The sequence below is a fragment of the Nonomuraea sp. NPDC051941 genome, assembly GCF_044593615.1.
The window spans coordinates 20,369-27,661 of the sequence record NZ_JBIUCF010000097.1 but is presented as its reverse complement, the minus strand read 5'-3'; the positions used below and the strand labels follow the sequence as shown (position 1 = coordinate 27,661).

The following is a 7,293-nucleotide window of genomic DNA, read 5'->3' as shown; positions in this document are numbered from 1 at the left end:
AACACCAACACCACCCCCAACTGGACCACCCTCATCCCCCACGCCACCACCACCGACCTGCCCACCTACCCCTTCCAACACCACCACTACTGGCTGGAGCCGTCGTCCCACGGGCACGGGTCGGACGGCCCCCGGGACGACGGTTTCTGGAAGGCGCTGGAGTCGGAGGAGACGGAGGCGCTGGCCACCCGGTTGAAGGTGGACGCGGACGCCCTCAGGACCGTGCTTCCCGCCCTGTCGTCCCTGCGGGACGCGGAGCGCAAGCGGTCCGTGCTCGACGACTGGCGTTACAAGCTGGTGTGGCGCGGGGTGAGCGCGCCAAGTGCGGCGGGGATCACCGGTACGGCGTGGCTGGTGGCCGTGCCCGCCGCGGGCGGCGATCCGCGGATCGTCCGGGACGTCCTGGACGGTCTGTCCGCGCGGGCCGCCCGGGTGTATCCGCTGGTGGTCGGTGGTGAGGACCGCGCCGCGCTCGCTGAAGCCATACGCGCGCAGGCCCGACCCGGGCTGACCGGTGTGCTCTGTCTCCTGCCGCTCGACGACGAGCCGCACGAGGAGCACCCGACGCTGTCCCGGGGCGCCGCGGCGACCGTCACGTTGGTGCAGGCGCTGGCCGATGCGGAGGTGAGCGCGCCCCTGTGGCTGACCACGTCCGGCGCGGTCGCCCTGGACGAGGCCGCCGGAGACGGAGCAGCGGGAGACGGAGCGACCAGAGACGGAGCGGCTGGAGACGGAGCGGCCGGAAACGGCGCCACCGGAGACAGCGCCAGCGGAGACGGCGTAACCGAAGAGGGAGCCGGTGAAGACAGGGCCGGCGGAGGCGAGGCCGTGGAGAGGGTCAGTCCGTTCCAGGCTGCGCTCTGGGGGCTCGGCGCGGTTCTCGCGGTGGACCATCCGGACACCTGGGGCGGCATCGTCGACCTTCCCCCCGCCCCCGGAGCCGACGACATCGCGCTGCTCCAGGGGGTGCTCGCGGGCACGAGCGGCGAGGACCAGGTGGCGATCCGCTCAGGCGTCGTACGGGCACGCCGCATGGTGCGCTCGCCGAACGGCGGCGCGGACCGGGCGCGGAGCTGGAAGCCGAACGGAACGGTGCTCGTCACCGGCGGCACCAGCGGGGTCGGCGCGAACGTGGCACGGTGGCTCGCCCGGGAGGGCGCCGACCGCCTGGTGCTGGTCAGCCGACGCGGCCGCGGCGCCGAGGGCGTCGCGGAGCTCGAGGCGGAGCTGACCGAGCTGGGCGCCGCGGTCACGGTGGCCGCCTGCGACGTCGCCGACCGGGCGGCGGTACGGGACCTGCTGGAGCCGATCCCCGACCTGACGGCGGTGATGCACGCGGCCGGTGTCGGGCACGACGACGTGCTCGTGGCCGACACCACGCTGGAGGACTTCGCCGGCTTCGCCCGGTCCAAGGTCATCGGGGCGATCAACCTGGACGAGGTCCTGGGTGACCGGCCGCTGGAGGCGTTCGTGATGTTCTCCTCCGGCGCGGCCGTGTGGGGGTCGAGCGGGCAGGCCTCCTACGCCGCCGCCAACGCGTTCCTCGACGGGCTGGCGCAGCGCCGGCGGATCCGCGGGCTCGCGGGCTCCTCGATCGCCTGGGGCGGTTGGGGCGGCGGCGGGATGATGGAGGACGCCGGAGAGCAGCTGGGCAGGAGCGGTCTGCGGCCGATGGCGCCCGACGCCGCGGCGATGGCCATCGGCCAGTTGGTCGGCAGCGGCGGGGGCCACCTGGTGGTGACCGACATCGACTGGGAGCGCTTCGCGCCCGCCTTCGCGCTGGCGCGGCCGCGTCCCCTGGTGAGCGCCGTTCCCGAGTTCACGCGGGCGCTCGAAGCGCCGGCGGCCACCGGGGGCGACGACGACGGTACGGCGTTCGCGGCGCGGCTCGCGGAGCTGCCGCCGGCCAAGCGGGAGCGCCTGGTGGTGTCCCTGGTACGCGCGGAGGCCGCGGCGGTGCTGGGACACACCTCGGACGACCCGGTACAACCGGACCGGGCGTTCAACGAGCTCGGGTTCGACTCGCTGACCGCGGTGGAGCTGCGCAACCGGCTGGGCCGGGCCACCGGCCTGAAGCTCCCGGCCACCCTGGTCTTCGACTATCCCACCCCGATCGCCCTCGCCCGGTTCGTCCAGGACAGGCTCGCGCCCGAGACGCCGTCTGGCTCGATCTTCGCCCAGCTCGACGAGATGGAGCGGCTGCTACGGGAGCAGGCCCTGTCCGCCGGGGACCGGGCGCAGATCAGCGACCGCTTCCGGGCCATCCTGCACGCGGCCGAAGGGGTGAACGGCGCGGCGGAGGAGGCCGACCGGGACCTCGACGACCTTTCCGACGAGGAGCTCTTCGCCGCGCTGGATGACCAGCTCGGCGCGTCCTGACCCGGCGGGCCGCGCGTCCTGTCGCCGGCCCTTGACCCCAACCCGCTCGAACTCCCGCCAAGGAGAATCGATGAAGGAAATCAGAGACGTCCTCCTGTCCGAGCAGTACGACGCCGAACAGCTCAGGAACCTCCCGATCCCGGAGAGCTACCGGGCGGCGGTCGTGCTCCACGACGACGTGGACATGTTCGGCGGCATCCCGGCCGAGAACCGCGATCCCGCGAAGTCGCTGACCCTGTCCGACGTCCCCACGCCGGAGCCCGGCCCGGGCGAGGTGCTCGTCGCGGTGATGGCGAGCAGCATCAACTACAACACGGTGTGGAGCGCCATCTTCGAGCCGATGCACACGTTCGGCTTCCTGAAGCGCTACGCGAAGGCGGTCCCGTCGGCCGGGATCCACGACCAGCCCTTCCACGTGCTCGGTTCGGACATGTCCGGCGTCGTGCTGAAGACCGGCCCCGGCGTCCACCGCTGGCAGGTCGGTGACAAGGTCGTGGCGCACTGCCTGTCGGTCGAGCTCTCCTCGGCCGACGGCCACGACGACAGCATGCTCGACCCCGACCAGCGCATCTGGGGGTACGAGACCAACTACGGCGGGCTCGCGCAGCTCAGCCTGGTCAAGGCGAACCAGCTCATGCCCAAGCCCGCCCACCTGACCTGGGAGGAGTCGGCGTCCTCCGGCCTGGTGCACTCCACGGCCTACCGCCAGCTCATCTCGCGCAACGGCGCCCAGATCAAGGTCGGCGACGTGGTGCTGATCTGGGGGGCCGCCGGCGGGCTCGGCTCGTACGCCACCCAGCTCGTCCTGCGCGCCGGGGGGATCCCGGTGTGCGTGGTGTCCAGCGACCACAAGGCCGAGCTGGTCCGGGCCCAGGGCGCGGAGCTGGTGATCAACCGGGCCGACGAGGGCTTCCGGTTCTGGAAGGACCCGGAGACCCCCGACCCCAAGGAGTGGAAGCGGTTCGGGGCGCGGATCCGGGAGCTGACCGGCGGCGACGACCCCGACGTCGTCTTCGAGCACCCGGGCCGGGAGACCATGGGCGCGAGCGTGTACGTGGCCCGCCGCGGCGGCACGATCGTCACCTGCGCCTCCACCTCCGGCTACCAGCACCAGTACGACAACCGCTACCTGTGGATGGCGCTGAAGCGGATCGTCGGCACCCACTTCGCGAACTACCGGGAGGCCTGGGAGGCCAACCGCCTCATCGCCAAGGGGGCGATCCACCCCACCCTGTCCGCCGTCTACGACCTCGACGAGGTCGGAGTTGCGACCCGCCGCGTCCACGCGAACGCCCACAGCGGCAAGGTCGGGGTCCTGTGCCTGGCGCCGCGGCCCGGTCTCGGCGTCGACGATCCCGAGTTCCGCGCCCGCCACATCGACCAGATCAACCGGTTCCGCGAACCGTCGGACAACTAGCTTGCGGAGGATGAGACGTGGCTGCTGACCTGGCTTCCAAGGTCGTCGTGATCACAGGAGGGACTTCCGGCATCGGGAAGGCCGTCGCGGAGCGGGTCGCCGCCGACGGCGGCGCCGTGGTGATCGCGGCCCGGCGCGAGGACGTCGGCGCGCAGGTGGCGGCCGACATCCAGGCGAAGGGCGGCCGGGCGCTGTTCGTCCCGGCCGACGTCACGGTGGAGGCCGACGCCGAACGGGTGGTGCGCTCGGCGGTCACGGAGTTCGGCCGGCTGGACGGGGCGTTCAACAACGTCGGCGGCGTGAACGGGACCGGGCTGGTGTCCGACGTGGACGAGGCCCACTGGCGGGCGGACCTGGAGCAGAACCTCACCAGCGTCTTCTACGGCCTCAAGCACCAGGTTCCGGCGATCCTGGCCGCCGGCGGGGGCTCGATCGTGACCAACGCCTCCACCTACGGCTGCGCCGGGATCCCGGGCGCGGCGCCGTACGTGGCCGCCAAGCACGGTGTGGTCGGGCTGACCAGGGCCGTCGCCCTGGAGAACGCCGAGCGGGGTGTACGGGTGAACGCGCTGGTCACCGGCAACGTCGACACCCCGCTGCTCCGCAACCTGCTGGGAGCGCCGCTGGACGGGCCGTTGGAGACCCGGGTGCCCAACCCCTCGGGACGGGCGGCGCATCCCGAGGAGATCGCCGCGCTCGTCGCGTTCCTCCTCAGCGACGACGCGGCCTTCATCACCGGCGCGGCACTGGCCATCGACGGCGGCGCGACCGCCCAATGAGCACCCCCCAGTGAACACCGCCGTTCGGCCGGGCGGACCCGCCCGGCGGCGGCCATTCGGCGGATGACCCGGCGCCGCCCCGGCGCGGAGGATGATCTCATGCGCTACAACCTCGACTCAGAGCTCGCGCCATGGGCGTCGATGATCCCCGACGTCGAACTCTCCCAGGTCGTCAACCGGGAGATCACCCTCACCCCCGAGGAAGAGCAGGCGTTCCACGAGAAGCTCCCGCACTACACGCCCGAGCAGGCCGTGGACATCATCGATCGCGAGATTCCCGGCCCCGAGGGCGCGCCCCCGGTCAAGGTACGCCTCTACCGGCCGCCCGCCGCGGACCGGCCCCGACCGGCGCTCCTCTACCTGCACGGGGGCGGATTCGTGGCCTCCGATTTAGTGGTGTTCGACGCGCGGTGCACGGAGATCGCCGACAGGGTCGGCGCCGTCGTGGTGTCGGTCGACTACCGGCTCTCCCCCGACACCCCGTTCCCCGGGGCGCTGGAGGACACGTACGCGTCGCTGACGTGGTTGCACTCCGCGGCCGGGGAGCTCGGCGTGGACCCCGAGCGGATCGCGGTCGGCGGTGACAGCGCCGGCGGGAACCTCTCCGCGGCGGTCTCCCTCCTGGCCCGCGACCGCGGCGGCCCGGAGATCTGCTTCCAGTTCCTGGACGTGCCGGTGCTGGACGACCGGATGACGACGCGGTCCATGCGGGACTTCGTCGACACCCCCAGCTGGAACAGCCGCAACAACGAGGCCATGTGGCGGTACTACCTCAAGGACGGCCCGGCTCCGGGCGGACCGGACGTGTCCCCCTACGCCGCGCCCATGCGGGCCGGCGACCTCACCGGCCTGCCTCCGGCGCTGGTGGTGGTGTGCGAGTTCGACCCGCTGCGCGACGAGGGCATCGAGTACGCCCAGCGGCTCGTCCAGGCGGGGGTCGCGACGGAGCTCGTGCTGTATCCGGGGACCTTCCACGGCGCGTCTGTGATCGCGCACGCCGAGATCACGAAGAAGATGCGCGAGGACATGATCTTCTCACTGCGCCGCGGGATGCGGAGCCGCTGAGCCCCGCCCCGCTCACCCAACCGGCTCAGCCGATCAGCTCCGTGGCCCGGGCCCGCAGGCCGGCCCGGTCGACCTTGCGGTTGGGGTTCAGGGGCAGCTCGTCCAGGTGGTGGTAGTGCCGGGGAATGAGGCCCGCCGGCAGCGTCCTGCGGAGCTGGGCGGCGAAGCGGGCCGGCGGCGCGGGGGCTCCGGTGTAGAAGACGACGAGCGCGGTGGCGTCGTCGGCCGTGGTGCTCACCGTCACCGCGTCCTCGACGCCGTCGCAGCCGCGTACCGCGTGGTCGATCTCGGCCAGCTCGACGCGCCAGCCCTGCACCTGGACCTGGGCGTCGCCCCGGCCGAGATAGACGAGCTCGCCGTTGGCCGCGCGCCGGACCCGGTCGCCGGTGTTGTACCAGACACGGCCCTCGCGCTCGACGAACCGGCCGTGGTCGTGCTCGGGGTCGAGGTATCCGGGGGTGGTCTGCGGGCCGGCGATCCACAGCTCGCCCTCGGTGTCGGTCGGCCGTCCCTCGTCGTCGAGCAGCAGGTGGTCGTGGCCGTCGTTGACGAACCCGATCGGCGACAGGCCGTTGACGCCCAGCCCGGGCGAGGTCTCCTGGGACCAGCGGTGACCGACGATGGTGATGGTCAGCTCGGTCGGGCCGTACAGGTTCTCCAGGACGGAGGCGGGGGCGGCCCGCTGCCAGTCGGTGGCGTCCGCGACCTTCAGCGCCTCTCCGGCGAAGAAGCTCCAGCGCAGGAACGGCATGGCGGCGCCGCCGAGACCGCCCGTCCTGCGCACCATCGAGATCGCGCTGGGGGTGGAGAACCACACCGTGATCCCCTGCTCGGCGAGGAAGCGCGGCAGGTTCCGGTACGCGTGCGGCGGCACGGCCACGGACGTCGCCCCGGCTCCCCAGGCGCAGAACAGGTCGAACATGGCGCAGTCGAAGGTCAGGTCGAACGTCTGGGAGAAGACGTCGTCGCCGGTGAAGTCGTACCGTCCGGCCAGGAACCGGAAATAGTGGGCGGTGTTGCCGTGGGTGATCGGCACACCCTTGGGCGTCCCGGTGGAGCCCGAGGTGAACAGCACGTACGCGATGTCGCCGGCCTCGACCGGCCGGGGCCGCGGGAGGGCGAGCCCGGGGTCGATCGGGTCGGTGTCGGGTGCGAGGACGGCGACGTCCACGCCCTCGCCCAGCAACTCCTCGGCGATCTTCCGCCCGCGTTCGTCGACGATGAGCGCCGACACCCCGGCCGCCTCGATCATCTGCTGGGTGCGCGCGGCCGGGAAGTCCGGTTGCAGCGGCACGACGGTCACCCCGGCGAAGAGGCCGGCGAGGATCCCGACGTAGGAGACGGTCCCCTTGGCGGCGAGCACCCCGACGGCGGCGGGTGACGTACGCGGCAGCGCGCCGCCCCACAGCAGGGCCAGCCGGTAGACCTGGTCGTAGGTCAAGGTGTCCGCGCCGGCCCGGAACGCCGCCCGGCCGGGCGACTTCGCCAGACCGCGCAGAAAGAATTCATAGAGTGCGGGGCTGCATTCTCCGGTCATTGTTTCCTCCGGCCACAATTATTCCGGGCACCAGGTCCGAATATGTTTGTCAAATTCTTTTGTCGAATCCGTGGACATCGGGGTTTCCGCGCTATAACGTCAAGTCCAGATAATTC

The 7,293-nt window shown here is 72.1% G+C and carries 5 protein-coding genes; 4 read left to right on the top strand and 1 reads right to left on the bottom strand.

The window, feature by feature from the left end:
- From ACIHFD_RS65930 to ACIHFD_RS65915, 4 genes are all read left to right on the top strand, one after another.
- On the top strand, window positions 1-2,379 hold a 2,379-nt coding region (locus tag ACIHFD_RS65930), incomplete at its 5' end, for an SDR family NAD(P)-dependent oxidoreductase (protein ID WP_397375635.1).
- 70 nt (window positions 2,380-2,449) lie between these two features.
- Window positions 2,450-3,796: a crotonyl-CoA carboxylase/reductase gene (gene ccrA / locus ACIHFD_RS65925; protein WP_397375634.1), complete on the top strand. Its 1,347-nt coding sequence runs from the start codon at window positions 2,450-2,452 to the stop codon at window positions 3,794-3,796.
- 17 nt (window positions 3,797-3,813) lie between these two features.
- Complete coding sequence (locus ACIHFD_RS65920; RefSeq protein ID WP_350743003.1) at window positions 3,814-4,575, top strand: SDR family NAD(P)-dependent oxidoreductase; 762 nt, start codon at window positions 3,814-3,816, stop codon at window positions 4,573-4,575.
- Window positions 4,576-4,674: 99 nt separating this feature from the next.
- Window positions 4,675-5,640, top strand: a complete 966-nt coding sequence (locus tag ACIHFD_RS65915; protein ID WP_397375633.1) for an alpha/beta hydrolase — start codon at window positions 4,675-4,677, stop codon at window positions 5,638-5,640.
- A gap of 25 nt (window positions 5,641-5,665) precedes the next feature.
- Here ACIHFD_RS65915 and ACIHFD_RS65910 read toward each other — a convergent pair whose 3' ends face one another.
- Window positions 5,666-7,177, bottom strand: coding sequence for an AMP-binding protein (locus tag ACIHFD_RS65910; RefSeq protein WP_397375632.1), 1,512 nt, complete (start codon window positions 7,175-7,177; stop codon window positions 5,666-5,668).
- Window positions 7,178-7,293 lie beyond the last annotated feature (116 nt).

Bases quoted from the DNA above. Each gene is read 5' to 3' on its own strand.
- ccrA (WP_397375634.1), top strand. From the start codon at position 2,450: ATGAAGGAAATCAGAGACGTCCTCCTGTCCGAGCAGTACGACGCCGAA.
- ACIHFD_RS65915 (WP_397375633.1), top strand. From the start codon at position 4,675: ATGCGCTACAACCTCGACTCAGAGCTCGCGCCATGGGCGTCGATGATC.
- ACIHFD_RS65910 (WP_397375632.1), bottom strand. From the start codon at position 7,177: ATGACCGGAGAATGCAGCCCCGCACTCTATGAATTCTTTCTGCGCGGT.